The following is a 25900-nucleotide window of genomic DNA, read 5'->3' as shown; positions in this document are numbered from 1 at the left end:
ATCCTTAGTCTTTTCGGTGAGATGCGGCTTATCGAAGTCCGATACCGCGAGCCACGATACCTTTGAGAACTTCGTTAGTGCCCCCTCGCAACGTAAACGATGGCTGGCGCAGCAAACTGTCTGCCATCACGTCATCAAGAAGGTCACCACTCCCCCGCTTCCAGAGGATTGGCCCGAACTCACGCAACCTTTCGACAACGTCTTGCTCAAAGCGCGTCCCCAAATCCTTTACCAGCGCCGCTTCAACGTCCGGCGACTTACCCTCTTCTAACAGCGCTGCAACACCAAGAGACATCGCTCGCAACGCCCTGACCCGCGCAACGATTCCTCCAAGCACAGTGGCCTCCCGATCTGTCAGATCTCTGGACGCTTGCTCAAGCACCCGCTCCACAGCTATAAATGTGCTGAGAAACCGTTCTGGCCCTGACCGCTCAAGGGCCAGTTCGCTGGTAATTTGTTTCCACCCCTCACCCACCTGGCCAAGCACTGAATCATCTGCCACAAACACACTTTCGAAGTGGCTTTCGTTGAAGTGCTCCACACCACTCATATCCCGAATGCCGCTTATGGTCACACCCCGGGAGTCAAGGGGGACCAGAAACTGGGTTAACCCTTCATGCCGACTTCCTTCGACAGGGTCCGAGGTACGCGCCAGAACGGTCATATACTGACAATGTTGGGCGCCAGACGACCACAGCTTGGTACCGGTAATTTCCCAGCCGCCATCAACCTTTCGAGCACGGGTTTTTACGGAAGCCAGATCAGACCCTGCCTCGGGCTCACTCAAACCCAAAGCGACGAAGCACTCCCCGGCTGCGATACGCGGCAGAATATTCCGTTTCATATCCTCGGTACCTGACGCGAGGATCAGCGGCCCACTCTGCCGGTCCGCAATCCAGTGCGCATGCACAGGAGCACCAACTGCCAACAATTCCTCGGTGATCACATACCGGTGGAGGGCACTTAGTTCCTGGCCACCGTACTCCCTTGGCCAGGTGACACCGATCCAGCCTTTCTGCCCGAGCTTACGACTGAAGTTCCGATCGACCCCCGCGCACCAGCAGTCTGCTACCGGAACAAAACCTCCCCCGCGAATCTCTTCGTGAAGAAAGGCCCTTACCTCGTTTCTGAGTTCATTGATGCTTTGATCAATTTCAGGAGCAGGAAAATTAAATCGGATTCCAGCCATCACACATACTCGCTGTTGATTTAAATGAATATGGCAAAAAAAAAGGGCTTTCTGCACCCAGAAAACCCTTCCCCAAATAAGGGATTCAAGAAACAACAATGCATGACTAATATCAAGCAATCATTGTAGGGTTACAAATACCAAAGAATGATAAGACTTATAAAAACTCAGCATCACCGTTCCGCCCTTTCACCCATCTACCCCATGGAGTTGGGGATAAGCAACGAAATGATTGGGAATGCAACGATCAAACCAAGAACAATAAGGTCCACTGTCAGGAACTTCATCACACCTGAGAAAATCGTATGCACTTTAATTTCTTTGCCAACAACACTATTTATGACAAAGACGTTCATCCCCAACGGCGGAGTGACCAGCCCGATTTCAAGAAGCTTAACTACAACCACACCAAACCAGATCAGATCCATCCCCATCCCCTCAACCACAGGAATAACGAACGGAAGCGTCAGCAGCATAGTGCCAATTGAGTCCAGGAACATCCCAAGCACGATATACAACAACACAATGCAAAACAGAACCTGCCAGGTTTCCAGACCAAGCCCATTTACAAAGCTTACGAAAGCGCCGGTTACACCGGTCAACGATACAAACGAAACAAAAATCTTCGCACCAACAGCAATAAAGAACAAAGAAGCTGTCTGGTACGTGGTTTCCTTCATTGAACTCAGGAAATCAGCCCAGGTCAGCCGCCTTGAGATTACCCCAAAGCCCACCGCAAAGATGAAACAAACCGCTGCCGCTTCTGTCGCTGTAAACACGCCACCGTAAATGCCACCAATGATGATGAACATAAGCATCAACGCAGGCCAACCCTTGACCGCAGCGTTCAAACGGTCACGATTTGTGATCACGATGTCCTTTGGCGCCGGCGCATGCCCGGGCTTAAGCGTTGCCCACACCATGACAACGAGAATGAAGCCGCCAATGGTCAGAATCCCTGGCAACACCCCCGCCAGAAAAAGTTTGTTAACCGACTGCTCAGTAAACATACCGTACAGAATAAACAAAACGCTCGGCGGGATAAGCGAACCAAGGGTGCCCCCCATTGCAACAGTAGATGTTGCCAGCTGCTTGTTGTACCCATATCGGAGCATCTCCGGCACACAGATCCGCCCCATAGACGATGCACAAGCCAGGCTTGAACCAGTAATGGCAGAAAAACCACCACACCCGAACAACGATGCCACCGCTAGCCCACCAGGCATCTTCGCCAGCCAGACACGAACCGCCTCATAGATATCTGTGGTTATCCTGGTGTGATAAGCAATATGCCCTGCCGCAATAAACAGCGGTATCATACTGAGCGAATATGAGTGGATGAAATCGAACGCGTTAGACTCAATCAAAGCAAGGGCCGGCCGCATACCGCGTTCAAAGATAAAGTCACTGCCCGGGCGCCATGCATAGGTGATCAGGGAGCAGACAGATGCCACTCCCACAAGCACGAATGCTATAGGGACACGCAAAAAAAGAAGAAGTAAGGCTGTACCAAATCCCCAAGCACCAATAACTGTAGGTTCCATTAGTAAGCACCCTCTTCGTCAGACTCTTCTACCGGAGCATCCACGACTCCGAACGCAACCAGAAGATCAAAAATTGAAAGATCAATAAGCCTTATAAAAAACAAAATATAACCAAAGAAGAACAGACTTCTGCCCGGCCACTTAGGCAATTCAAGCAAACCGAAAAAGTATGCGCCAGAATCAACAACATCAAAAAACGTCAGGTATGCCGCATATGTAATTGGTGCGACAGCAATAACTCCGAAAACTGAAGTAAGCACATTCAGCACCTGCTGAACTTTAACCCCAAACCCCTGTGTGAAAATTTCTACCGTAATAAAGCCTCGATCTGCAGCCACAAACGCCAGAGGTAAAATCAGTGCGCCAATCATAAACTCGCCAACAATGACGATTTCATCAGGAATGCCCGTGTTAAAAACCGTGCGCAGGAATACACTACTCGAAATCAACACCGCCAGCGCAAATACACAAATCGCACCAACGTAAAGAAAGACTTTTTCAACCCCGGCCAGAAAGCCCCGGGAACACACCAGCATTCTTATGGTGGCCGAAGGCATAGCCTGAGAGCTTTGGTTCTGTAAATTCGCCATACACACCTCCCAGCGAAGACCTGGCAGCACAACACCAGCTCAGCCTTGAAAATTGTGGTTGTTTTTACTCAGAGGAGTGATGGGCCAGGCCATACGGCCTGCCCCATCAGGTGCGGATCAGGAACGCGCCCAGGGATAACCCTTTGCGTCCAGCTCGCCTTGATACTTTTTCAGAAGTGCCTGATAGTCGTCCCAGATCTGGGTGCCGTTGTAACCAGCTTTTTCCATATCACGAATCCATTCCTGGACATATTTATCCGACTCAGCGAAGAGCTCAGCCCGGGCCTCTTCAGACCAGCTGATGACCTCCACCTTGTTACCCAAAGAACCCGTAGGCAATTCCGCCAAGACCTCCCGGCGCTCCTCAACCAACTTCTGGGCATAGTAATCGATCATTTCGGAACCAATCTGCCGGAACAAACTGCGCTGTTCACTGGAAAGGTCATCCCAACTCCACTTATTCATAAGCATGCCAAAACCGGCAATCTGCCCCCAATCCATTACAGCAACACTGCTTACAACTTCCGGGGTCTTAAAGGCTCGCATGGCATACAGGTAAGTACCAGAGCAATCTACCAGCCCGGTGTCCAGTGCTTGATAAACTTCTGAAAATACAAAGTTAACCATATTTGCACCGGCATCATTCAAAATCTTGGCGTAGATGGCTGACGCACGAACTTTCTTCCCTTTAAAGTCAGCAAGAGACTCAAGCCGAGTATTTCCGGCGCACTCAAACTGCATAGGACTCGTCGTCATGTTGGTCACATACACAACACCATTGTCTTCAAACGCCCTCTGCATTTCTGGGTTTGTAGCCATCAGCTCATACATTGCCCGCATGCCAACCCACGAATCAGACTGCGGAACCGGTATATCACCGACACTCAGCGCTCTCATCTCTTGCGGCGCGTAGGCGGCAAGCACACTACCCATATCAGCAGCACCCGAGCGGACCCCACCAAGAATCGCACTGTACTTCAGCAGCGCGCCACCCCAATGGATATCGAGTTTAAGGTCGCCACCTGACCTTGACTCCAACTGGTCGGCAAAATACTGCAGCGCTTCCGCCCGGGCTCCGCGGTTAGGGGACGCTTCGCCGTATCGGAACGTTGTCTCAGCGGCGACAACCCCTATGGTAGAAAGTGAAATCACCGAACCGGCAACGACCGACTTCAAAAATTTGTTAAAGGCCATCTGCTTTACCTCTTGTTTTTATGCCTTTTGGCACTGGCTATATAACCAGGAAAATAATCTACTGAAAACGCTCTTACCTGCACAAAAACTAACACCACCAACCAATAACAACAACTCACCATATTTTATGGTCACCATGCTGTAATTGTATGGGCTACTCATTCCCTACAGGCTTACCCCTTCGTCGTCTTCACCGCCTGACACGTACTTCAGCGAAAACTGCCCTGTAGCTATGACTTTGCCCTCACAGGTAATGCTTACGTCAGCAAAGAAGATCTTGCGCCCCCGACTTACCATCCTGGATTCAACCCGTAAAAATCCTTCCTTAACGGCATTTACAAATTGAGTGCTCATCGAAATGGTTATGCAACGTCGGACATTACCCGGGACCGTGCAATATGTCCCACAGAGCCCTGCTGCACTGTCGAGTAAAGAGGCAAATACTCCTCCGTGCACCAGACCATTTCGATTCAGGTGTCTGGGCTGCACCGGCGCGGTGATTACCGCGTAACCCGGCCCCCACTCCTCGATAGCAAACCCCAAAACCTCCCGAAAGCCACTCATGTTGGCCGTTTCCAACGCAATATTTTCCTGACTCATACAGCTCACACTTCGCTCCAGTGGTTCCGCTGCCCCTTTGCAGACAGCGGAACCACGTTAATCACATACCCGCCGAACTTAACGCTCCCACGGATAACCTAGCTCGTCCTTCTCTTTCTCATACCTGGCAACGATTTCCATGTACTGATCCCATATTTTCTGACCGTCAACACCGGATTTATTCATCAATTGAATCCAATCCTCGGTGTAGCTGGCAGAAGCATCAATCAGCCTCTGGCGCTCATCCTGTGACCACCTCGTCACCGGGACCTGGTTGCCAATTTCGCCAGTCGTGAGACCATCAACAACACCGTTCATCTCTTCGACCTGAAGGCGAGCAAAGTAATCAATCATATTCGAGCCAGCCTCTTTCAGCGCCTCCTGCTCCGGCTCGCTCAGGTATGACCAGCTATCCCCATTCATGACAATGGCAAAGCCAGAAACCTGCCCCCAGTCGGAAAGGGACAGATGATCAATCACCTCAAAGGTTTTCAGCGCTCTCACGGTGTACAAATAGCTGGCACTGCAATCCACCAGCCCGGTATCAAGCGCCTGATAGATTTCACCTGCGGTTACACTCGCAATTTCGGCACCAAGATCGTTCAAAACCTTGCTGTAAATAGCTACTGCTCTGATTTTCTTCCCTTTAATATCGTCGATAGATTCAATTTTGTTGGATCCGGAACATTCAAACTGAACACCACTGCTTGAAAAGTTGGTCAGATAAACCAGATTTTCCTTCTGTAAAAGTCTCTCGAGGTCCTCATTCGTATTCATGAGCTCGTACATGGCCCGCATGCCCACCCAGGGGTCAGCAGACTGGTGAGGGATATCACCAATCGCCAAAGCCTTCAGTTTGGTAGGTTCGTAGACCGCGAGCACGGAACCAATATCTGCCGTACCAACTGACAATCCATTAGCTGCGGCCTTGTAGTCCAGCAGGGCGCCCCCCCAATGAATATCGAATTTCAGCTCGCCACCGCTCAGTTCAGTCGCATTTTTCATGAAGTATTCGATAGCCTGAGCCCGGGTGCCTCGGTTTGGCCCGGTTTCGGAGTATCGTAACGTGGTTTCAGCACTGAGGGAGATAGAGAAAAGGCTAATTGCTAAGCCAGTAAGCAGCTTATTTATCATCATGACTTACTCCTTTGTTGTTGTACTTATCAAACTAACACTGTGAACTATCAACAACCTCTATAATTTATTGATATACGCCATACAGTGCAGGCATACATATAAAAAGGGTCCCTCAGGACCCTTTTTTGAAATACACAGACTAAACTCAGATCTTTCGGCCGGCCTTTTCCCAATACTTATCACGCAGCCTTCGCTTGAAAATTTTGCCGGAATCCTCTCTTGGCAAGTCTTTACCAATTTCGATAAAGCGAGGAACCTTGAAGCCTGCCAGATGCTCGCGCAGAAAGTTTTTAACATCACCAATAGCAACGCTGTTTCCAGGCTCAACCTCAAGCACTGCCATCACGGACTCGCCAAACTCTTCATCGGGAATCCCGAAAACCGCACAATCTTTCAGGCCTGGATAGTTATGGAGAACAGCTTCGATTTCTGCCGGATAGATATTCACACCACCGGAAATCACCATATCCTTGGCACGATCTGCTATAAACAGATAACCATCTTCGTCCATATAGCCCATGTCACCAGAAGTGATGTAACCATCCTGGTCAATCTCGGCCCGTGCTTCGGGCTTCCCATGATAGGTGAAGTCCAGCAGTGGGAACCGGGAATAGATTTCACCAATGGTGTTCGGTGGCAGGATGTTGCCGTTCTCGTCCAGAATGCGGATATCTGCTTCCTCAACGGTTTTGCCGACACTTCCCGGTTTGGCGAGGGCCTGTTCGGAATTTAAGGCAGTAATGGCATTAGATTCCGTCGAACCATAAAACTCGTTAATCACTGGCCCGAACCATTCAATCATTGCCTTCTTCACGTCGGCGGGGCAAGGAGCGGCAGCATGGATAATGAATTTCAGGGACGAAAGATCATACTTATGCCGAGCTTCCTCCGACAACTTGAGCATGCGGATAAACATGATCGGAACCATAATAGCACCGGTCAGTTTGTAGTCTTCGATCAATCTCAGCGTATCTTCCGCATCAAACCTCGGCACAATAACCAAAAGATCACTGATCGCTGACGCCTGCATGGCATAGCCATTCGGCGCACTGTGGTACAAGGGCCCTGGCACCATACAACGCGCATTAGGGGCACAGCCGTAGACACGTGACCGGAAGTTTCTCATTGCTGCCGCATCGTCACCTCTCAGTGGAGCGCGCCGAACCCCCTTCGGATGTCCTGTCGTCCCGGAGGTATACAGCATGGAGGATGGACCTACCACAGCCCCCTCTTCAATGGGCTCATGAGAATCCAACCACGCGTGCCAATTAACCTGCCCATCCGGAATCTGGCATTCCTCCGGAGAAAGACGGAATGACTCCCGCAGATCGTCAGGCGTTTCGACCACAAGGCAGGTCACACCGTCCGGAATCGCGTCGTGAATTGAGCGCCAGAGGTCTGCGTGAATGACCAGAACCTTTGCGTTGCAGTCATTCAGAATGTAGCTGAGCTCCTCACCAGCAAGGTGCCAGTTGATTGGAACTGCATAAGAACCAATAAAGTTGGCCGCATGGTTAGCAACGAGGAAGGGAATATCATTGCGCATGAATATCCCGATACACTCACCTTCTTTAACACCCAAGGCCTTAAAACCGGCCGCCGCCTTGCGAATCTCTTTCTGAAACTCTTCGTGGCTCAAATGCCGATCGCCACAGACAATACCTTTGAAGGTCTTCTTATCTATCATTGGGTCAGTCACTTAACTGTCTCCTGAAACTATACTCAACTCGGGAACAAACAGAATTCAACGGCCTGAGAACACCGGCTTTCGCTTCTCGTTAAAAGCGGTAACACCTTCAACCCAATCGTCGGCCGTCACCGTATCTCCGAATGTTTCGGCTTCAGCCTGCAACTGGTATTCGAGAGAGTGTTCAAGTGAGGAGGAAATCAGTTTTTTGATATTGCCGTAGGCCTTGGTTGGCCCCTTCGCTAACCTTTCAGCAAGTGCACGGGTTTGCGCCTCAAGCTCATCCGCCGGCACAACCCGGTTTATCATGCCAATGTCCTTGGCTTCCTGGGCACCGAACCGGTCGCCTAACAAGGCAATTTCCATGGCCTTTTTCGTTCCGACCAGTCGTGGCAGGAAATAGGTCGCACCGCCATCCGGGATACTGGCAATATGGGAATAAGCAAGGGTAAAAAATGCGTTATCGGAGGCAACCACCAAGTCACAACTCAACGCCAGGCTCACACCCGCGCCCGCCGCCGCTCCGTTTACAGAGGCAATAATCGGCTTATTCAAACGCCGCATTGTTGAAATCAAACCATTCAGGTTGGCCTGAATACGATTAATGAACGTAACTCGTCGCTCAGCAGGCGTCAGCTTGGTGAAATCGAAGAACGACTTAACGTCTCCACCTGCCATGAAGTGTTCGCCGTGGCCTCTGAGCACCACACAGCGCACAGAGGCATCTGTTTCCAGTTCCTGAAAGGTACGGAGCAGCTGCTCACGCATTTCCAGCGACAATGCATTGCGAACCTCCGGTCGATTCATCGTGAGGTAAGCAACACCGTTTTCGACTTCATAAAGAAGGTGACTCATTATTATTCTCCTCTTGGCGCCGGCGGAGCACCGAGCACCTGAACTTGTGATAAACGATGGATTAAAGTGCGCCTAGCTGTTCTGCGTTATAGCCAAGCTCACTAAATACCGCTTCGGTATCCGATCCATATGGTTTGGCGGGAGACGGTCGCGCCGAGACAGTCCGGCTGAAACGGGGAGCAGGCGCTGGCTGAATCATATCGCCAACGCGAATATAAGTTTCCCGGGCCACGTTGTGCGGGTGGCCTGCAGCTTCCTCAAAATCAAGCACTGGCGCAAAGCAGATGTCCGTTCCCTCCATGAGATCACACCACTCATCTCGGGTTTTCTGAGCAAATACTTCTGCAATTGCCTTTTTGAGCGCAGGCCAGTTGGCTTTGTTTAGCTGGTCCTGGAACAAGTCTTCCTGCAATCCGGCGACTTCAAGTAATTGGGCATAAAACTGGGGCTCTATTGAACCGATGGATATGTATTTGCCATCCAGGGTTTCATAGGTGTCGTAGAAGTGCGCGCCACCATCGAGCTTATTGGTACCGCGGTCCAGACTGTGAAGACCCATGGCATGCATGCTGTGAAACATTGCCATAAGTATTGCTGAACCATCTGTCATGGCCGCATCAATCACCTGACCTTTACCGGACTTTTGAGTTTCCAGGAGCGCTGCTACGATACCCAGTGCCAGAAACATCCCGCCGCCACCAAAATCCCCGACAAGATTTAACGGTGGCACCGGCTTTTCTCCAGCCCGGCCGATAGCGTGTAGTGCACCAGTCAATGAAATGTAGTTGATATCGTGGCCAGCAGCGTGGGACAAGGGACCAAACTGCCCCCAGCCAGTCATACGCCCATATACCAGCCGGGGGTTGCGCGCCAGGCATGGCTCTGGCCCAACTCCCAATTTCTCTGCCACACCGGGGCGAAAACCTTCAAACAACGCGTCTGCCGATTCAACCAGATCCAGAAGGGCGGCGACTCCGGCTGGTGTTTTCAGGTTCAGGGTGACAGACCGCTTCCCGCGACGACTGCAATCTAAAGCCGCAGCCGGATGGTTGGATCCTGCGCGCTCAATGCTTATGACCTCGGCGCCAAGATCCGCGAGTACCATGCCGCAGAAAGGACCTGGGCCAAGACCTGCCAACTCGATGATACGAAATCCGTGTAATGGTCCCATGTATACTGCCTCCCGCAGGCCGCCACCTGACGACCGTTTTATTATTTTTAAGAACTCGCTACGATCTTTTCGTCGAAAAGCCTGGCAATTTCAGAGCCGGATAAGCCCAGCGTATCTGCCAGAATTTCTTCCGTGTGCTCACCTAGTCGAGGCGCGGGGCGGACCGGTTCCTGCTCCACAGACGTAAACCTCAAAGGGTGATCCGGCATCAAGTATTTACCGATTCCTGGCTGGTCAACCATCTGAAACAGGGGGTTGTCCACTGAACAATCGATATCTTGTTCCACAGTTTCTTTCACGGTCTGATACTTACCCCAGCAAGCTCCTGCCTTATCGAGCTCCGCTGTCACCTCGGCAAAGTTACGGGCAGCAAACCAGGGCTTGAATATTTCGGTGATACCATTCCGCCCCTGATAACGATCGCCTTCTTTTCTGAAGTCCAGTCCTAGTCGCTCTTGCAGCGCATGTATTTCATTTTCGGTACCCGTTACCTGAACCAGGGCACGCCATTGGTTCGGGCTAACACCAACCACCATCAATCGCTCGCCATCCTTGCACTGAAAATCATGGCCATAGGTTCCGTAGATGTTATTTCCGATGGCATCACGCTCCGTACCGTTGATCATGGCCTCGGCCACATAGCCCAGATTTCCCAATGTCGCCAGCGCGACATCTGCCAACGCAATGCGCACCAATTGTCCCTGACCGGTGCGAGAACGATGGCGTTCGGCAGCTAGCAGGCCGAGAGCGATCTGTTGTCCCGTGATCACATCCCAGGCGGGCATCGGGTTATTCAATGGCGCAATATCGCCGCTTTTTCCAACTCCGGTCATAGAAGGGAAACCGACTTTGCAGTTCACGGTGTAATCCAATGCACCACGGCCGTGTCGGTCGCCAACCAGGTTCAGGTAGATAAGGTCTTCTCGCTCCTGCTTGAGGCGCTCATAGGACAACCAACCCTTAGCCGGGAAATTGGTCAGAAACATACCAGCTTGCTCGCCCGGCGCTGCAATCAGTCGCGTCAGTAACTCTTGCCCTTCCGGCCGCTTGAAATCCACAGCAATCGAACGCTTGCCTTTGTTCAGACTATGCCAGTAAAGGCTCTTCTGATCTTTGGTGACTGGCCACCGGCGGTAGTCAATACCGCCCCCGATCGGATCGAAGCGAATTACGTCGGCACCAAGTTGTGCCAGGGTCATGCCACCTGAAGGCGCAGCAACGAACGCACTGCCTTCCACCACGCGAAGGCCCGAAAGTATGTTCTGCATATGTTGTTCCTGAATATCAGAGCAGGGAAAAAAAGCCGCCAACCAGGCGGCCAAGACCTATCGTCAACTTACTTCTGCATATCCGTTGTTGATCACCACAACATCACGCTCAACCACACGACAGCGAAACGCAATAGCACCTCCCTCACGCCAGATCTCTGTACGGATAGTTTCGCCTGGATAAACTGGCGAGGAGAATCTGAGTCGAATCCTGTGGAAACGCGCTGGATCGTAGTCACAAAGAGTTTTCAGAATAGCGTGGGTGGCCACGCCAAATGTGCACAAGCCGTGCAGAATCGGAGCTTTGAACCCTGCGGCAGTCGCGACAGAGGGAGACGCATGCAGCGGGTTGTAGTCACCTGACAGGCGATAGATGAGCGCCGACATTGGCAGGGTCGGAAGATCGCAGGTAATGTCTGGTGCCCGCTCAGGAATGGGATCCGGCTTGGGTGAAGGGACCGCAGGGCCGCCAAAGCCGCCATCACCACGGGCCATCGTCGTGCTGATCAAAGTGCACAGATCTTCACCAGTCGCGGCGTCACGGACAGTTCGCTCAGACAGGATCAAAGCACCTTTGCCCTCACCCTTATCAACTATCTCGTTGATTTTAGTGGTAGCCTCAACCGTGCCTGACGCCGGCAAAGGCTTATGCATAATCATTTCCTGACCGGCATGGAGGATTTTGACCCAGTCAATCCCGGTATCTGGCTCCTTCGCCCAGAATCCTGGATAGGCCAGCACGTTGGCCATGCTCGGTAGAGCCTTTAATCCATCTTCATAGACGAACTTGAGACACTCCTCGTCCAGCGGATCAATACCCATACCCACGCCTAAGGCATACAGAATGGTATCTTTTTCCGTGAAGGTATGTTCCAGTCGCTCAAACTTGCGACTCATCAGTTTGTTATAGTCGATCGCCACCAGAGCTCTCCTTTGTTCTTGTTTCACCGCTAAGGAACGCCCGGACTAATCCGGGCGCACCTTTGAGTCATTGGCAATGTCTTTAGAAAGGATCCCAGCTGAATACATCAGCAGAACGGCTCAGCGGATAAAAATCAGCTTCAAACGCAGGCAGTACCCGATCCAGAACGGTGTCCGGAGTCCAGCCTTCAGACGTGTGGGCTGAACGGAACGGACGCGGCTGGCTGAACAGGAAGATCTCGTTGTTACGAACACCGAAGATCTGGCCGGTTACATTCTTTGCCTTGTCTGAACAGAGAGAGACAGCCAGTGTAGCAATCTTGTCTGGAGTCATTTGCTGAATCTTGGCCACCCGAGCTTTCTGCTCTTCAGTATCAGTCGGGATGCTGCCGATCAGACGGCTCCAGGCGAACGGAGCGATGCAGTTGGACGTGACGCCGTAACGAGCCATATCCAGCGCCATCGACTTGGACAGGCCGACAATACCCATCTTCGCAGCAGCGTAGTTAGCCTGGCCAAAGTTGCCAATCAGACCTGAAGTTGAGGTCATGTTGACGAAGGTACCACTACCCTGCTCACGGAAAACGGTGGCAGCAGCGCGGCTAACATTGAATGACCCCTTCAAATGAACGGCGATGACTGAATCAAAGTCATCCTCGGTCATTTTATGGAAGATCACGTCGCGCAGGTTACCCGCGTTATTGACCACACCGTCGAGGCGTCCGAAAGTGTCGATGGCGGCCTTAACAATGTTCTGGCCACCTTCCCAAGACACTACGCTGTCAAAGTTGGCAACAGCGTCACCGCCAGCGGCCTTGATTTCATTTACTACTTCCTGCGCCGGGGTGGCGTCGTTGCCGGAGCCATCAGCGCTGCCACCGATATCGTTTACCACGACCTTCGCGCCATTCTCTGCCAGCATCAGAGCAGTCGCACGGCCAATACCGCGGCCCGCACCCGTTACGATGATGACTTTTCCATCTAACAGTTTATTGTCGCTCACAATAATCTCCTTAAAACTTGTTGTAGTCTTACCAGTAAACATGGTCGTGATGCCTTGGCATCACCGCTTGATTGCACCCAGTGGCGCCCTTCAGGCGCGGCTCACCAGATTTCGGGCAATTACTTTCAGCGCCAGGGTTTCTTCGGCGCCCTCAAAAATTGACAGAACCCGCGCGTCCACAAAATAACGGCTGACGGCGGTTTCTTCCGCATACCCCATTCCACCGTGAATCTGCATGGCCTCACGGGTTACCCATTCCGCAGCCCGGCAACTGAAGAGTTTGACCAGGCTCGCTTCCATCTGACCTTCACCCTTATCCATCATTCGTGCCACGGCATAGCTGAACTGACGTGAGGCGGTAAGCGTTGCCATCATCCGGCCGAGCTTGACCTTGGTAAGTTGATAGTCACCGACAGGGCTCCCGAACACCTTACGGTCCCGTGAATAACTCAGAGCCTTTTCAAACGCTGCTTGCATAACGCCCGTTGCCCGGGCCGCCGTTTGAATACGTCCACCGGCAAACCCCGCCATGGTGAAGTAGAACCCTTTGCCTCGTCCGCCTTCTTCACCAATCAAGCAGTCAGAAGGCACGAAGTAGTCCTCGAAAAATACATCAAAGGAATGCATTCCCCGGTAACCGATAGTAGCGATGGCCTTACCTGAAATGACGCCACCAGCCGGCTGCTGGTGTCGAAACTCATGCCCGGAAGCGGAAGGCTTTTCAACGATAAATAGGCTCAGGCCTTTATGACCTAGCGATTGGTCAGGCTCACTGCGAGCCATAGTTATCAGAACACTCGCTTTACCACCAAAGGTGCACCAGGTCTTGCTGCCGTTGAGCAGCCAGCCACCCTCCACCGGAGTCGCCTTCAGACCAAGTGATGCCACATCTGAACCGTAGTTTGGCTCGGTAATGGAAATGGCACAGAGCTTTTCACCCGAAGCAATCTGCGGAAGCCACTTCTCTTGCTGTGCGGGCGTACCACCCTGCAACAGGGCCTTCGCCGCAATTTCCGGACGAGTAATCAAAGAACCGGCAGCACCCAAAGAAGCCTTCGATAACTCCTCGGTCACCACAATCATACCCAAGCTGTCATCGTGGTCATCAGGCTGCAAACCACCGAACCTCTCCGGAATACTGATTCCAAAGCAGCCGAGCTCTGACGCTTTTGCCAGAATCTCATCCGGGATATCGGTATCCTTACGGTGAATCTCCTCCGCAAGGGGGGCCACGACGTCTGCGCCAAACCGGGCAAACATATCCCTAACCATTTCCTTGTCTTCAGACAACAATGACGGAAGGTGTAACGATCCGCGAGCCGTTACTGTTTCTCCAATACCAGCCAAAAATTCCGCGCTTCCAAAGCTGGCCAGAAACGCCTGGAACTCTGCACCCGCATAGAGCCCGGACAGATTCCCGGCATTCAGGCCAAGATCCTTAGATCGCGCCAAAAGGCGTTGCATAACCGACTGCACAGCTTCTGCCGTAAACGCCAATGCATTGTTCGCGGCAAAGGCATCGGTTTGCGCTGCAGAGCGCGCATACTCACAGACTTCTCTGGAAGCCTCGAGCTCAGCCACGCAGAATGCCAGCTCATAACAACTAAGTTGGTGGCGATCCAGCAGCTCGCCATCAAGGCGACCGTCTACCGTGCAGTGCGCTTTAAGGTTTCTAAGGCCTTGACCAACATAAGGGTCCAGAGCCCGAACGGCACTTTCTGCTTGATCTAAAGCCGAAGCCCAGTCACTGAAACTCATAGTCAATCCACCTAGTCAAAGGGAGTGGCGAAAAACCGGGGCCGCATATTTGCCGCCCCGGAGGCAAGCTCCTACCCGTTATTCATACCGACCAATGATCGAGATACTGCAAATATTCTGGTGTGGGAACCCACCAAGGTTATGGTTCAAAGCCAAGCGCGGATCTTTTAGCTGACGAGCCCCCGCACGACCCTGGAACTGCAGATAGTTCTCATAGATCATCCGGAGACCGGAGGCGCCGATCGGATGCCCAAAGCACTTCAAGCCACCATCGATCTGGCAGGGAATACGACCATCGGCATCAAAGTCACCGTTCAGAATATCCCGAACAGCCTGACCTTCGTCGGACAACTGAAGATCCTCCATGGTCACCAACTCAGTAATCGAGAAGCAGTCGTGAACTTCTGTCATGCTCAGCTCTTCACGTGGCTTCTTGATACCGGCCTCATCATAGGCACGCTGCGCAGCAACGCGAGTGGTTTTCAGATAAGAGCCGTCCCATTGGCTGTAGCTGGCCTCTTCCCCGTTAGATGCAGCAAGCTGCAGGGCCTTCACTGAGATCATGTCATCCTTGCCAAGGGCGCGGGCAATCTCAGGCGTACAGACAATTGCGCAGGCGGCACCGTCACTTACACCGCAGCAATCGAATAAGCCGATGGGCTCAGCAATGTACGGAGCCTTCATCGCCTGCTCTTCAGTAATTTCGCGCTGCAAGTGCGCCTTGGGATTCTTGGCTCCATTTGCGTGGCTCTTTACTGATACATGAGCCATTGCACGCTTGAGGTCTTCCTTGCTGATACCATGCTTGGCACGGTAGCCACTGGCCAGCTGAGCAAAAGCACCGGGGGCTGACAGGTTCGGCCAGAACATATCGTTTTCAACGCCACGAGTACGCTGGGGAAGGCCGCCATAGCCTACATCTTTCAGCTTTTCCACACCCAGGGCCAGAGCGATATCGCAGGCTCCTGAAGCTACTGCATAGACAGCACCACGGAAGGCTTCTGTGCCAGTGGCACACATATTTTCGACCTTGGTTACCGGAATATTCGGCAATCTCAGAGCAACCGACAGTGGCATCGCACTGGAGCCTACGTTATAGGCATCAATGCCTGCACCGAACCAGCCCATTTGAATCTGGTTCTTGTCAATACCCGCGTCTGCCAGACACTCTTCAAATGCTTCGGACATCAGGTCTGAAGGGCTCGCATCCCAGCGCTCACCAAACTTGCTGCAGCCCATTCCGAGGATTACTACTTTATCTTTAATTCCACTAGCCATTGCTATTCCCCTATCGTTAGCTGCCTGAATTATTGGTGGGCCGGAGTTGCTTTCCAGAAGTACTTCCGGAAGCCACGCTGGTGGTCAAATTGGCGAATCCGGAAGTGCAAGGACACCTCTACGCCCGTTTCAATCGCACCCGGCTGAACCTCGGTGAAGTCCATCATCAGGCGCCCGCCACCTTCAAACTCCACCAACCCGAAATACGCCGGTGGGTTCCAGTCAAATGTTAAGCGGTCAGCGGTCCAGGTTTTAACATGCCCCTTGAGCGCAGCCATGGGATAATCATCCTGACTGTGCAGGGCATTACACTCGGGGTTAACGCAGTAGTTATCTTTCGGGATCTGGATGGTGCCGCAGTCACGGCATTTGCCACCCACAAATCCGGTCAACAAATCTTTCTGGCGATACATAGCAGCAAGATAGCTTTGCTTATCAAGCTCACCACGCTTACCAACATCCCGATCAACAAGGTTATTGAAGCTCAGAAACTTGTTGTAGTTCGAGTCTTCCCTACGACGCGCCAAAGCACCGGAGAAGCCAGTTGCAGGACGCCGGGAAGTCACAAGCTCTGTGGCACGCAAAAGAATCGCATCAGCGCCCTGCCCGAACCCGGTAAGCAGAATCAGGTCACCAGGCGCAGCACTCTCTAGCACCTTGGTCAGCAGCAGAACCGGATGGGCAGCCCCTGCAACACCCATGTCGGCGATATGGTTATCAATAACAGCCTCAGCCGACACACCAATTTTCTTCCCCACAGCTGCTGGAGTGCGGGCCTGATCTGTGGCGAGAATGAAGTGCGCCACTTCCGAGGCCTGAACCCCGGCCTTATCCAACAATCTGGAAACAGCAGTCGGCACGCTCTTCATGAAGCCTTCATCACGAATCCAGCGCTCTTCCCATTCGTAATCGATAGTGGAATCTTCGCCGCGATAATGATCCACGAAATCTGTAACGTAGGTCTCGCTACCCAGGTACTCTGCAATTACATTATCGGCACCTACCGCAACTGCTGCCGCACCATCTCCCCACAACATCTCGCCGCGAGAACCACACTTACTGCGACGATGTTCTGAGGCCAGCAGCACAGAGTTACCCTCACTACTGCCTGACTCGAACAGAGAAATCAGCGCCGACGTCGCAGCCCTCTGGGACGCGGTCACATCCATCGTGCGAAGCTTGTCGCCCAGATTCAAAGCCTGACTCACAACCACGGAGTTCTGGCGATCGAGAAATGGCATAGTCGTTGACGCCAGATAAAGCGCATCAACAGAATCACGGCCCAGCAGCGAGAAACAGTCCTGACCAGCCTCAGCAGCCATTGTGATCGTGTCTTCATCCCAGTTGCAGACGCTTCGCTCACCTTTGGCCAGACCTCGAAGGCCCGCATCAAACCAGTCATTTGCATCAGCAATTGCCGACTTCTGCAAGCGGGTTCTCGGAATATAGGCGCCGTACGCGGTTATACCAGACATATATTTTCCTTCCTTACTTGTTGTGCATTTCCGGCCAGCCACGCTGGCCGGAGACGACAGGATTAGAGGGAGCGGGCAATAACCAGCTTCATGATTTCGGAGGCGCCACCGTAAATGCGACGCACGCGCGCATCTACGAACATCCGCGCAATCGGGTACTCTGTCATGTAGCCATATCCACCGAACAACTGAAGACATTTATCAACCACAACACCTTCATTCTCGGTGGTCCACAACTTGGCCATGGCGCCTTCTTCCGGGGTCAACTCCCCCTCATTACACTTTTTGATACACTGGTCCAGGTAGGCCCAACCCACATCAAGGTTCGTTTTCAGGTCTGCCAGGGTGAACTGAGTGTTCTGGAAGTCGGCCAGCGCCTGGCCAAACATTTTGCGCTCTTTAACATATGCATTAGTGACATCAAACGCACGCTGAGCTTCTGCCTGGGCGCGACAAGCGATGGTGATTCGCTCGCGCGGAAGCTCACGCATCATCATCGCGAAGCCTTCACCTTCATTTCCTACCAGGTTAGATACCGGAACACGCACATCCTGGAAAAACATCTCAGATGTATCGGCGGCCTTCTGACCAATTTTGTCCAGGTTACGCCCACGCTCGAAACCGGCCCGATCGGCCTCAACGATAATCATGCTGATACCGCGGGCACCCTTGGAGGGGTCAGTTACACAGGCAAGGAGCACGAAGTCTGAGTTCTGACCGTTCGTGATATAAGTTTTCTGACCATTAATTACATACTCATCGCCATCGCGAACCGCCGATGTGCGAATTGCTTTCAGGTCACTACCGGCGCCAGGCTCAGTCATACCAATTGAAGCGATCACCTCACCGGTAACCATTTTCGGCAGCCATTTCTGCTTCTGCTCTTCCGTTCCGGCATGAAGCAAGTAGTAAGCAACGATATCTGCACTTACCGAGAAGCCAACACTGGCACCACCAATGGCGTAACCTGTCTCTTCGGACAGCACCATGTTGTACATGAAGTCCGCACCCGGCCCGCCGTATTCTTCGGGAACGCCACAGCAAAGAAAGCCGTTTTCACCTGCCTTACGCCAGAACGCCTTGGGAACTATGCCATCTTTCTCCCACTGCTCAATATTGGGCTCGAGCTCTTCACGAAAAAAGCGGCGGGCATTTTCGCGAAACAGCTCATGGTCGCTGCTATAGATGGAACGATTTTGCATAGTTTTTATCCTCTTAATGAATACAGGCCTGGCACACCGGACAGCTTCCTTCCGCTTCGAAAGAGGCAGCAACGGGGCCTGACTTGGCTTTTTAAACCTTGCCAGCAACCCTATCAGCTAAAAAAAACTACAACAATTATATACTTTTTATACTACTGATCTATTCTTGGCATACCGCGACCATTAAACCTATGCCTAATTTCCCACCACTGGTATAGAGTGAGAACCTAGTGAACCACACAGCTGAAGAAGGCCCGCACCATGTCCTTTAACCTTAATATTGATTTGCGCCAACTCAACACCTTCCTGACCGTTGCGGATACCGGAAGCTTCAGCAGAGCGTCAGAAAAATTGTTTATCGCCCAGCCAGCACTGAGCCGGCAAATCAGGATGCTGGAAGATGCTCTCAGCGTTGAGGTATTCGTTCGCCACGGCAGGGGCGTTGTGTTAACTGCGGCGGGTGAACTTTTATATGAGAGGGCGCGATTACTTCTTCAAAGCCTGGAGAGAACACAAGCAGACGTCACAGCCATTGCCGGCGAAGTAACTGGGCGAGTAACACTCGGGTTGCTTCCCACAGTTACCCACAGCTTTTCCGGCACCATCATTGAGCAGTACCGAAAGCGTTTTCCCCAGGTACACCTGGCAGTCAAATCGGCCATGAGTGGCACTCTGCAGCAGATGGTCATGCAGCATCGTCTGAACATCGCGATCACCTACAACCACAGTAACCATAAAAACTTGCGATACAAACCCCTCCTGGAAGAACGCCTTTACTTGATCTCCCCCGCGAACACACGAGTTTCGAAGCTATCTGAAATAACCCTGAGCGAAGTGCTCGACCTCCCCCTGGTTATGCCCGAAGAAAAACACGGACTACGGGTGGCAATGGAAAAAGAAGCTGCAGAACGGAAAAAAGCGATCAACCTGGCCCTAGAGGTCAGCGCCTGGCCCATGCTTACCGACATGGTCCGGAGAGGCCTTGGTTACACCATCCTTTCATCGGCGGCAGTACACGACATGGTTCAGAGAAAAGAGCTTGTTGCGACACCCATCGTTGACCCGGAAATCAAGCGAACCCTTTCAATTGTCACGCCTACAGACCTGCCCGCATCTGTAGCCACCACGAAACTCGCGGAAATTGTCATGCAACAGGTAGCCGAACAAGTTGAGGCGGGACACTGGAGCGGCAGGCTGCTGTTCAATCCAAAGGAGATTTCTCAGACAGCCAAGGAAATAGACGGCAATAGTTGACCCTTCCATCTCCGGATGAAAGGAAGATGCATTTCTGTTACTGCAAGGTATGCCGGGGCCGTATAGCACATATCTAATATAGATAATTGTTGCAATCGCACACCACTGATAGGTTTATTACTGCCTCACGATGGCACCAAATGCTGGACTGGAGAAATCGAATGCATCGCAATGCCAGCCAACTATTCCAACAAGAATTCCGGAGACAAATCTTTATGCGCTTCAATAAAACAAAGCTTGCAACAAGCGTAACTGCCGCTATTGCCATGGGGGTTGCGTCCCAGGCCTCCGCCATCAGCTTCAGCGCTGGTGACGTAGATGCCAGCCTCTACGGCTACGCTCGCCTTAACATGGCGTATGACATTGACGAGAATATTGGCGGCAGCGCGCAAGACGGTTTTTTCAGCAAGATTAAAGGTTCTGACGCAACAGGTCACTTTGACGCCGGCGCATACCAGAGCCGGGTTGGTCTTCGCCTGAGCAACAAAGATGGGGTCAAGATTAACGTTGAAGGCGACTTCTACGGGGGCACGTTCCGCCTGCGTCACGCCTACGGTGAATATAATGGAGTACTGGCCGGCCAAACCTGGTCCAACTACACCAGCTTTGTTGGTCGTTTGTCCACCTTGGACTTCGGTGGTGCCGCAGGCACTGCAGGTCTTCAGCATCGTCAGGCCCAGGTCCGTTACACAACTGGCAACCTCTCCATGTCCATTGAGGACCCGAAGGGCGACTTCAACACTGCCAACGGCCTGGTAGCTAAAGACAGCTCGCCGGTACTCACTGCACGATATGAGTCAAAGTTTGATGGCGGAGCCTTTTCTGTAGCAGGTCTTACCAAGCAAAACTCCCACGATTCAGGTGTCGGCGATGACTCTGCCATTGCCTACGCCGGCTTTGCAGGCGTTCGACTGGGACTGGGTGAAGGCATCAATCTCCATGCCACGGCAAACTACACCGATGGCGCCAACAAGTATCTGTATGGTTCGGGCGCTGATGACGCCTATCTCGACACCGACGGCAATCTGGAAAACATCTCTGGCTATGGCGGTAGTCTCGGTCTGAGCTTCAACCTGGATCAGGGCCGTAGCATCAATGCCGTTGTCGGCATGACCAAAGTTGACTGGGACGATGCGGAAGCCGATGGCATCGCCGTTGGCACGGAATCTGAAACCAACCGCAACATTCTGGTTAACTATCAGTGGACTCCAGTTAAAAACGTCATGATGGGCGTTGAACTGAGTAACTGGTATACCAAGCGGGTTGACGGAACCGACGACGACGCGAACCGCATCATGTTCGCTGCACAATACAGCTTCTAATCGTCTAATCGTAAACCTATTGCCGGGGCCCGTTTGACTCGGGGCCCGGCAACTTTCCAGCAGAGGCATTTCCTTTCAGGGTTTCTGGTGCAGGCACCCCTGAAAGGAAATGCTTCCTCTCACCAGTTATGGAGATCCGATGAAAGTTCTGGTCGCTGTAAAACGAGTTATCGACTACAACGTAAAGGTGCGTGTCAAGCCGGACAACACCGGCGTTGATCTCGCCAACGTCAAGATGGCAATGAACCCGTTCTGCGAAATCGCAGTTGAAGAAGCGGTTCGTCTGAAGGAAAAGGGCGTTGCCAGTGAAATCGTGGTTGTATCCATCGGCCCGAAGGCTTCCCAGGAGCAGATCCGTACTGCACTGGCGCTGGGTGCTGACCGTGGTATCCACATCGAGACTGACGAAGAAGTACAGTCCCTGGAAGCGGCCAAGCTGCTGAAGGCGGTTGTCGAGAAAGAAGAGCCCAAGCTGGTTATTCTGGGCAAACAGTCCATCGATTCCGACAACAACCAGACTGGCCAGATGCTGGCCGCTCTGACTGGCATGGCCCAGGGCACTTTCGCTTCCGAAGTGGTTGTTGACGGTGAAAAGGTTAACGTAACACGCGAAGTAGACGGCGGTCTGATGACAGTTGCCCTGAACCTGCCGGCGGTTGTTACCACTGACCTGCGTCTGAACGAGCCGCGTTACGCTTCTCTGCCGAACATCATGAAGGCCAAGAAGAAGCCGCTGGACGCCATGAGCCCCGCCGATCTGGGTGTTGAAATCGCCCCGCGCCTGACCACCCTGAAGGTCGAAGCCCCGGCTGCACGCCAGGCTGGTATCAAGGTGGCAGACGTAGCTGAGCTGGTGGATAAACTGAAGAACGAAGCGAAGGTGATCTAAATGAGCATCCTGGTAATTGCTGAACACGACAACAGCAGCCTGAAGCAGGCTACTCTGAACGTTGTAGCGGCTGCCAAGGCCATCGGTGGCGACATCGACGTGCTGGTTGCCGGTGAGAACGTAGGCGCCGTCGCTGAAGCCGCTGCCAAGGCAGAAGGCGTGAACAAGGTACTGGTTGCCGACAACGCCGCTTACGGTCACTTCCTGGGTGAGAACCTGGGCGAGCTGGTTGCTGAAGTAGGTAAGGGCTACAGCCACATCCTGGCGGCCGCCGGAACCACCGGTAAAGACTTCATGCCGCGCGTTGCTGCGCTGCTGGACGTTGCCCAGGTATCCGACATTATCCGTGTTGAGTCTGACGACACCTTCGTTCGTCCGATCTACGCCGGTAACGCCATCGCAACCGTTAAGGCCAGCGACGCCATCAAGGTAGTCACTGTACGCCCGACCGGTTTCGATCCGGTTGCCGCGGAAGGCGGTTGTGCGTCTGTTGAGCAGCTGGACGTTGTAAAAGACGCCGGCCTGTCTTCTTTCGTAGGCGAAGAGCTGGCCAAGTCTGACCGTCCGGACCTGGCTTCTGCCGGTATCGTAATCTCCGGTGGTCGTGGCATGCAGAACGGCGACAACTTCAAGATGCTGGAGCAGGTTGCTGATCTGATGGGTGCCGCTGTTGGTGCATCCCGTGCCGCAGTTGACGCCGGCTTCGTACCGAACGACATGCAGGTTGGTCAGACCGGTAAGATCGTTGCTCCGCAGCTTTACGTTGCGGTGGGTATCTCCGGTGCCATCCAGCACCTGGCAGGTATGTCTGACTCCAAGGTGATCGTTGCGATCAACAAAGACGAAGAAGCGCCGATCTTCCAGGTTGCTGATTACGGCCTGGTAGCGGATCTGTTTGAAGCAGTTCCTGAATTTGAGCAAGAACTGGCCAAAGTTTGTAGCTGAGTGACCCTCAGGAGGGGTGTGCCCTCCCCCTTTCGCCCCCAACGTTTGTTGGGGGCTTTTTTATAAGGAGACTGATGTGGAACGCGAATCGATGGAATTTGATGTTCTGATCGTCGGCGGCGGCCCTGCTGGCCTGTCTGCAGCCTGCCGCGTCATGCAACTGGCGCAGGAAGCTGGCGAAGAACTGACTGTCTGTGTAGTAGAAAAAGGTTCTGAAATCGGGGCGCATATCCTCGCAGGTACCGTATTCGAGCCTACTGCCCTGAATGAACTCTTCCCGGACTGGAAAGAAAAAGGCGCTCCCCTGAATACGCCGGTTACCCGGGACGACATTTTCCTGCTCAAGAACCAGGAAAAAGCTACCAAGGTTCCCAATGCCTTTGTGCCCAAGAACATGCACAACCACGGCAACTACATCATCAGCCTTGGCAACCTGTGCCGCTGGCTGGCCGAGCAGGCAGAGCAGCTGGGCGTAGAGGTTTACCCGGGCTTTGCCGCCTCTGAGACCATCATTGAAGATGGCCAGGTTAAAGGCATCATCACCGGCGACATGGGCGTGGCCTGTGACGGCTCCCAGAAAGACGGCTACATGCCGGGTATGGAGCTGCGCGCCAAGTACACCCTGTTCACCGAAGGCTGCCGCGGCCATCTGGGCAAGCGCCTGATCAGCGATTTCAAGCTGGATGAAGGCAAAGACCCTCAGCACTACGGCATCGGCATCAAAGAACTGTGGGACATTGACCCGGCCAAACACGAGCCGGGCCTGGTGGTTCATACCACTGGCTGGCCGCTGAATGAGTCTGGCTCTACCGGCGGTTCTTTCTTGTATCACCTGGAAAACGGCCAAGTTTATGTTGGCCTGATTACCGACCTGTCCTACAGCAACCCGCACCTGAGCCCGTTTGAGGAATTCCAGCGTCTGAAGCACCACCCTGAGGTGAAGAAGTACCTGGAAGGCGGCAAACGTGTTGCTTACGGCGCCCGCGCCATCGCCAAGGGCGGCTACAATGCTCTGCCGAAAATGAGCTTCCCGGGCGGCTTGCTGCTGGGTTGCGATGCCGGCACCCTGAACAGTTCCAAAATCAAGGGCTCTCACACTGCCATGAAGTCTGGCCTGCTGGGCGCCGAAGCGGTGTTCGAAGCTCTGAAAGAAGGCAAGTCTGGCGAAGAGATCACCAGCTTCCAGAAGCGCTTTGAAGACAGCTGGTTGTACAAAGAGCTGTACGCCGAGCGTAACTTCGGCCCGGCCATGCACAAGTTCGGTAACATCGTAGGCGGCGCCATTGCCTTCTTCGAGCAGAACATTCTGCGTGGCAGCCTGCCGATCACGTTCCGCGATACTACCCCGGACTACGCCACCATGAAGCCGGCATCCGAGTGCAAGAAGGTCACCTATCCGAAGCCGGATAACAAGCTGACGTTCGACCGCCTGTCCTCGGTGTTTATCTCCAACACCAACCACGAGGAAGACCAGCCGGTTCACCTGAAGCTGACCGATCCGGACATTCCGCTGAAGGACAACCTGCCCAAGTTCGACGAGCCCGCCCAGCGCTACTGCCCGGCCGGCGTGTACGAAGTGGTTGAAGCAGAAGACGGCAGCGGCAAGAAGTTCCAGATCAACGCCCAGAACTGTGTTCACTGCAAGACCTGTGACATCAAGGACCCTGCCCAGAACATCACCTGGGTAACGCCGGAAGGCGGTGGTGGTCCGAACTACCCGAATATGTGATCTATAGAGAGTGCCCCGATATGCCTGAAAACAGTGGTGATGCCAGCTTCGACCAATGGATTGAAAAGCTCCATACCCTAGCAGATCAGGAGGCCTGTGAGTGGATCGTTCCGGACGATCCACTCATTCTCCGTCAAGCCTACGAAGAGGGTCTGACGCCTGAAGATGAGTATGACCGGCTCAATAAAGTCGCCGCCTGGCATGGGTGTGGTTGTGGATAACGAGTATACGTATCAGCCATAGGTACTCTGGTGCAGCAGGATTACCCACCCCATTCCACCTGAACACATAAGCTCTTTTGCAACCAGCCCAGGCTATCGGCGTCTCTGTCATCGACTCAAAACCAGTTTCTTTACTGACCCAAACACCTGACACAGATGCTGCACCGCATGGCTCTCTTCAAGTCGCTCGATTATCGAGAATTGCTCAGGGAGTCCGACATCAAGAGAGCGGTGGTGAGTTCAACCGGTCAGTGCAACTATTTCGTTTAGTTTCTCAGCTGGTGATAAGTATCTCAACGTTTTCCGTGGGCGTTGATTCAATCGCAAGGCTATTTCATCCAGCTGCGCTTGTGTCCATCCTGATAAGTCTGTGCCCTTGGGGAAATACTGGCGCAGCAAACGGTTGGTATTCTCGTTGCTGCCTCTCTGCCAAGGGCTCTGGGGGTCACAGAAGTAGACCTGAACGTCAGTGGCTACAGTAAATTTTTTGTGGCCACCTAATTCGCCGCCTCGATCCCAGGTTAACGTCTTTTTCAGAGCTGCAGGCAGTTTGTTAACCTCTCTGCAGAGAGCGGACACAACGCTCTCTGTATCTTTTCCGTTGACCTGTACGAGCATTGTGAATCGCGACTGGCGCTCCACCAGCGTGGCAATATGCGAGTTCTTAG

The 25900-nt window shown here is 52.9% G+C and carries 23 protein-coding genes; 6 read left to right on the top strand and 17 right to left on the bottom strand.

The window, feature by feature from the left end; genetic code table 11:
* Positions 1-28 precede the first annotated feature (28 nt).
* The 16 genes from FE848_RS17555 to FE848_RS17480 all read right to left on the bottom strand — a co-directional run bounded on the left by FE848_RS17555 (position 29) and on the right by FE848_RS17480 (position 18872).
* Positions 29-1189: an acyl-CoA dehydrogenase family protein gene (locus tag FE848_RS17555; protein ID WP_200205158.1), complete on the bottom strand. Its 1161-nt coding sequence runs from the start codon at positions 1187-1189 to the stop codon at positions 29-31.
* A 197-nt stretch (positions 1190-1386) separates the two neighbouring features.
* Entirely contained in the window at positions 1387-2733 is a 1347-nt protein-coding gene (locus FE848_RS17550; protein ID WP_200205157.1) for a TRAP transporter large permease, read from the bottom strand.
* Complete coding sequence (locus FE848_RS17545; protein WP_200205156.1) at positions 2733-3323, bottom strand: TRAP transporter small permease; 591 nt, start codon at positions 3321-3323, stop codon at positions 2733-2735. Before FE848_RS17545 ends, FE848_RS17550 begins: the two co-directional genes overlap by 1 nt.
* 117 nt (positions 3324-3440) lie before the next feature.
* Positions 3441-4517: a C4-dicarboxylate TRAP transporter substrate-binding protein gene (locus tag FE848_RS17540; protein WP_200205155.1), complete on the bottom strand. Its 1077-nt coding sequence runs from the start codon at positions 4515-4517 to the stop codon at positions 3441-3443.
* Between the two features lie 165 nt (positions 4518-4682).
* Positions 4683-5117: a PaaI family thioesterase gene (locus FE848_RS17535; protein ID WP_200205154.1), complete on the bottom strand. Its 435-nt coding sequence runs from the start codon at positions 5115-5117 to the stop codon at positions 4683-4685.
* 78 nt (positions 5118-5195) lie between these two features.
* On the bottom strand, positions 5196-6254 hold the full coding sequence (locus FE848_RS17530; RefSeq protein WP_200205153.1) for a C4-dicarboxylate TRAP transporter substrate-binding protein: 1059 nt from the start codon (positions 6252-6254) through the stop codon (positions 5196-5198).
* Positions 6255-6399: 145 nt separating this feature from the next.
* On the bottom strand, positions 6400-7953 hold the full coding sequence (locus FE848_RS17525) for an acyl-CoA synthetase (protein WP_200205152.1): 1554 nt from the start codon (positions 7951-7953) through the stop codon (positions 6400-6402).
* Positions 7954-7998: 45 nt separating this feature from the next.
* A complete protein-coding gene (locus FE848_RS17520) occupies positions 7999-8796 on the bottom strand; it encodes an enoyl-CoA hydratase/isomerase family protein (RefSeq protein WP_200205151.1) in 798 nt (265 codons plus the stop codon).
* Between the two features lie 61 nt (positions 8797-8857).
* A complete protein-coding gene (locus FE848_RS17515) occupies positions 8858-9967 on the bottom strand; it encodes a CaiB/BaiF CoA transferase family protein (protein WP_200205150.1) in 1110 nt (369 codons plus the stop codon).
* Positions 9968-10014: 47 nt separating this feature from the next.
* On the bottom strand, positions 10015-11235 hold the full coding sequence (locus FE848_RS17510) for a CoA transferase (protein WP_200205149.1): 1221 nt from the start codon (positions 11233-11235) through the stop codon (positions 10015-10017).
* A gap of 63 nt (positions 11236-11298) precedes the next feature.
* Positions 11299-12156, bottom strand: coding sequence for a MaoC/PaaZ C-terminal domain-containing protein (locus FE848_RS17505; protein WP_200205148.1), 858 nt, complete (start codon positions 12154-12156; stop codon positions 11299-11301).
* 82 nt (positions 12157-12238) lie between these two features.
* Complete coding sequence (locus FE848_RS17500; RefSeq protein WP_200205147.1) at positions 12239-13159, bottom strand: SDR family NAD(P)-dependent oxidoreductase; 921 nt, start codon at positions 13157-13159, stop codon at positions 12239-12241.
* A gap of 90 nt (positions 13160-13249) precedes the next feature.
* Positions 13250-14917, bottom strand: coding sequence for an acyl-CoA dehydrogenase family protein (locus tag FE848_RS17495; RefSeq protein WP_200205146.1), 1668 nt, complete (start codon positions 14915-14917; stop codon positions 13250-13252).
* Positions 14918-14995: 78 nt separating this feature from the next.
* Positions 14996-16195, bottom strand: coding sequence for an acetyl-CoA acetyltransferase (locus FE848_RS17490; RefSeq protein ID WP_200205145.1), 1200 nt, complete (start codon positions 16193-16195; stop codon positions 14996-14998).
* Positions 16196-16224: 29 nt separating this feature from the next.
* Positions 16225-17670 carry a 3-oxoacyl-[acyl-carrier-protein] synthase III C-terminal domain-containing protein gene (locus FE848_RS17485; RefSeq protein ID WP_200205144.1) on the bottom strand — a complete coding sequence of 482 codons (1446 nt, stop codon included), beginning with the start codon at positions 17668-17670 and terminating at the stop codon, positions 16225-16227.
* A 62-nt stretch (positions 17671-17732) separates the two neighbouring features.
* Positions 17733-18872 carry an acyl-CoA dehydrogenase family protein gene (locus tag FE848_RS17480; protein ID WP_200205143.1) on the bottom strand — a complete coding sequence of 380 codons (1140 nt, stop codon included), beginning with the start codon at positions 18870-18872 and terminating at the stop codon, positions 17733-17735.
* 261 nt (positions 18873-19133) lie between these two features.
* Here FE848_RS17480 and FE848_RS17475 point away from each other — a divergent pair, with 261 nt between their 5' ends.
* From FE848_RS17475 to FE848_RS17450, 6 genes are all read left to right on the top strand, one after another.
* Positions 19134-20126, top strand: coding sequence for a LysR family transcriptional regulator (locus FE848_RS17475; protein ID WP_200205142.1), 993 nt, complete (start codon positions 19134-19136; stop codon positions 20124-20126).
* A gap of 215 nt (positions 20127-20341) precedes the next feature.
* Complete coding sequence (locus FE848_RS17470) at positions 20342-21448, top strand: DcaP family trimeric outer membrane transporter (protein WP_200205141.1); 1107 nt, start codon at positions 20342-20344, stop codon at positions 21446-21448.
* A gap of 139 nt (positions 21449-21587) precedes the next feature.
* Positions 21588-22337 carry an electron transfer flavoprotein subunit beta/FixA family protein gene (locus tag FE848_RS17465; RefSeq protein WP_200205140.1) on the top strand — a complete coding sequence of 250 codons (750 nt, stop codon included), beginning with the start codon at positions 21588-21590 and terminating at the stop codon, positions 22335-22337.
* Positions 22338-23282 carry an electron transfer flavoprotein subunit alpha/FixB family protein gene (locus tag FE848_RS17460; RefSeq protein WP_200205139.1) on the top strand — a complete coding sequence of 315 codons (945 nt, stop codon included), beginning with the start codon at positions 22338-22340 and terminating at the stop codon, positions 23280-23282.
* A gap of 76 nt (positions 23283-23358) precedes the next feature.
* A complete protein-coding gene (locus FE848_RS17455) occupies positions 23359-25011 on the top strand; it encodes an electron transfer flavoprotein-ubiquinone oxidoreductase (protein WP_200205138.1) in 1653 nt (550 codons plus the stop codon).
* Positions 25012-25031: 20 nt separating this feature from the next.
* The gene (locus tag FE848_RS17450; RefSeq protein ID WP_200205137.1) at positions 25032-25232 is read left to right on the top strand and encodes a hypothetical protein; all 201 of its coding nucleotides are present in this window, start codon (positions 25032-25034) and stop codon (positions 25230-25232) included.
* 240 nt (positions 25233-25472) lie between these two features.
* Here the strand turns inward: FE848_RS17450 and FE848_RS17445 are convergent.
* On the bottom strand, positions 25473-25900 hold a 428-nt coding region (locus FE848_RS17445), incomplete at its 5' end, for an IS30 family transposase (protein WP_200205136.1).

The sequence above is a fragment of the Marinobacter sp. 1-3A genome (genome assembly GCF_016597775.1).
In the GTDB taxonomy this organism is placed as follows: domain Bacteria; phylum Pseudomonadota; class Gammaproteobacteria; order Pseudomonadales; family Oleiphilaceae; genus Marinobacter; species Marinobacter xiaoshiensis.
This window is presented reverse-complemented; position numbering and strand designations above follow the sequence as displayed.

Coding starts and splice junctions, on each gene's coding strand:
- FE848_RS17540 (WP_200205155.1), bottom strand. CDS start 4,517: ATGGCCTTTAACAAATTTTTGAAGTCGGTCGTTGCCGGTTCGGTGATT.
- FE848_RS17550 (WP_200205157.1), bottom strand. CDS start 2,733: ATGGAACCTACAGTTATTGGTGCTTGGGGATTTGGTACAGCCTTACTT.
- FE848_RS17510 (WP_200205149.1), bottom strand. CDS start 11,235: ATGCAGAACATACTTTCGGGCCTTCGCGTGGTGGAAGGCAGTGCGTTC.
- FE848_RS17555 (WP_200205158.1), bottom strand. CDS start 1,189: ATGGCTGGAATCCGATTTAATTTTCCTGCTCCTGAAATTGATCAAAGC.
- FE848_RS17535 (WP_200205154.1), bottom strand. CDS start 5,117: ATGAGTCAGGAAAATATTGCGTTGGAAACGGCCAACATGAGTGGCTTT.
- FE848_RS17520 (WP_200205151.1), bottom strand. CDS start 8,796: ATGAGTCACCTTCTTTATGAAGTCGAAAACGGTGTTGCTTACCTCACG.
- FE848_RS17545 (WP_200205156.1), bottom strand. CDS start 3,323: ATGGCGAATTTACAGAACCAAAGCTCTCAGGCTATGCCTTCGGCCACC.
- FE848_RS17450 (WP_200205137.1), top strand. CDS start 25,032: ATGCCTGAAAACAGTGGTGATGCCAGCTTCGACCAATGGATTGAAAAG.
- FE848_RS17490 (WP_200205145.1), bottom strand. CDS start 16,195: ATGGCTAGTGGAATTAAAGATAAAGTAGTAATCCTCGGAATGGGCTGC.
- FE848_RS17485 (WP_200205144.1), bottom strand. CDS start 17,670: ATGTCTGGTATAACCGCGTACGGCGCCTATATTCCGAGAACCCGCTTG.
- FE848_RS17530 (WP_200205153.1), bottom strand. CDS start 6,254: ATGATGATAAATAAGCTGCTTACTGGCTTAGCAATTAGCCTTTTCTCT.
- FE848_RS17460 (WP_200205139.1), top strand. CDS start 22,338: ATGAGCATCCTGGTAATTGCTGAACACGACAACAGCAGCCTGAAGCAG.
- FE848_RS17480 (WP_200205143.1), bottom strand. CDS start 18,872: ATGCAAAATCGTTCCATCTATAGCAGCGACCATGAGCTGTTTCGCGAA.
- FE848_RS17475 (WP_200205142.1), top strand. CDS start 19,134: ATGTCCTTTAACCTTAATATTGATTTGCGCCAACTCAACACCTTCCTG.
- FE848_RS17470 (WP_200205141.1), top strand. CDS start 20,342: ATGCGCTTCAATAAAACAAAGCTTGCAACAAGCGTAACTGCCGCTATT.
- FE848_RS17495 (WP_200205146.1), bottom strand. CDS start 14,917: ATGAGTTTCAGTGACTGGGCTTCGGCTTTAGATCAAGCAGAAAGTGCC.
- FE848_RS17515 (WP_200205150.1), bottom strand. CDS start 9,967: ATGGGACCATTACACGGATTTCGTATCATCGAGTTGGCAGGTCTTGGC.
- FE848_RS17465 (WP_200205140.1), top strand. CDS start 21,588: ATGAAAGTTCTGGTCGCTGTAAAACGAGTTATCGACTACAACGTAAAG.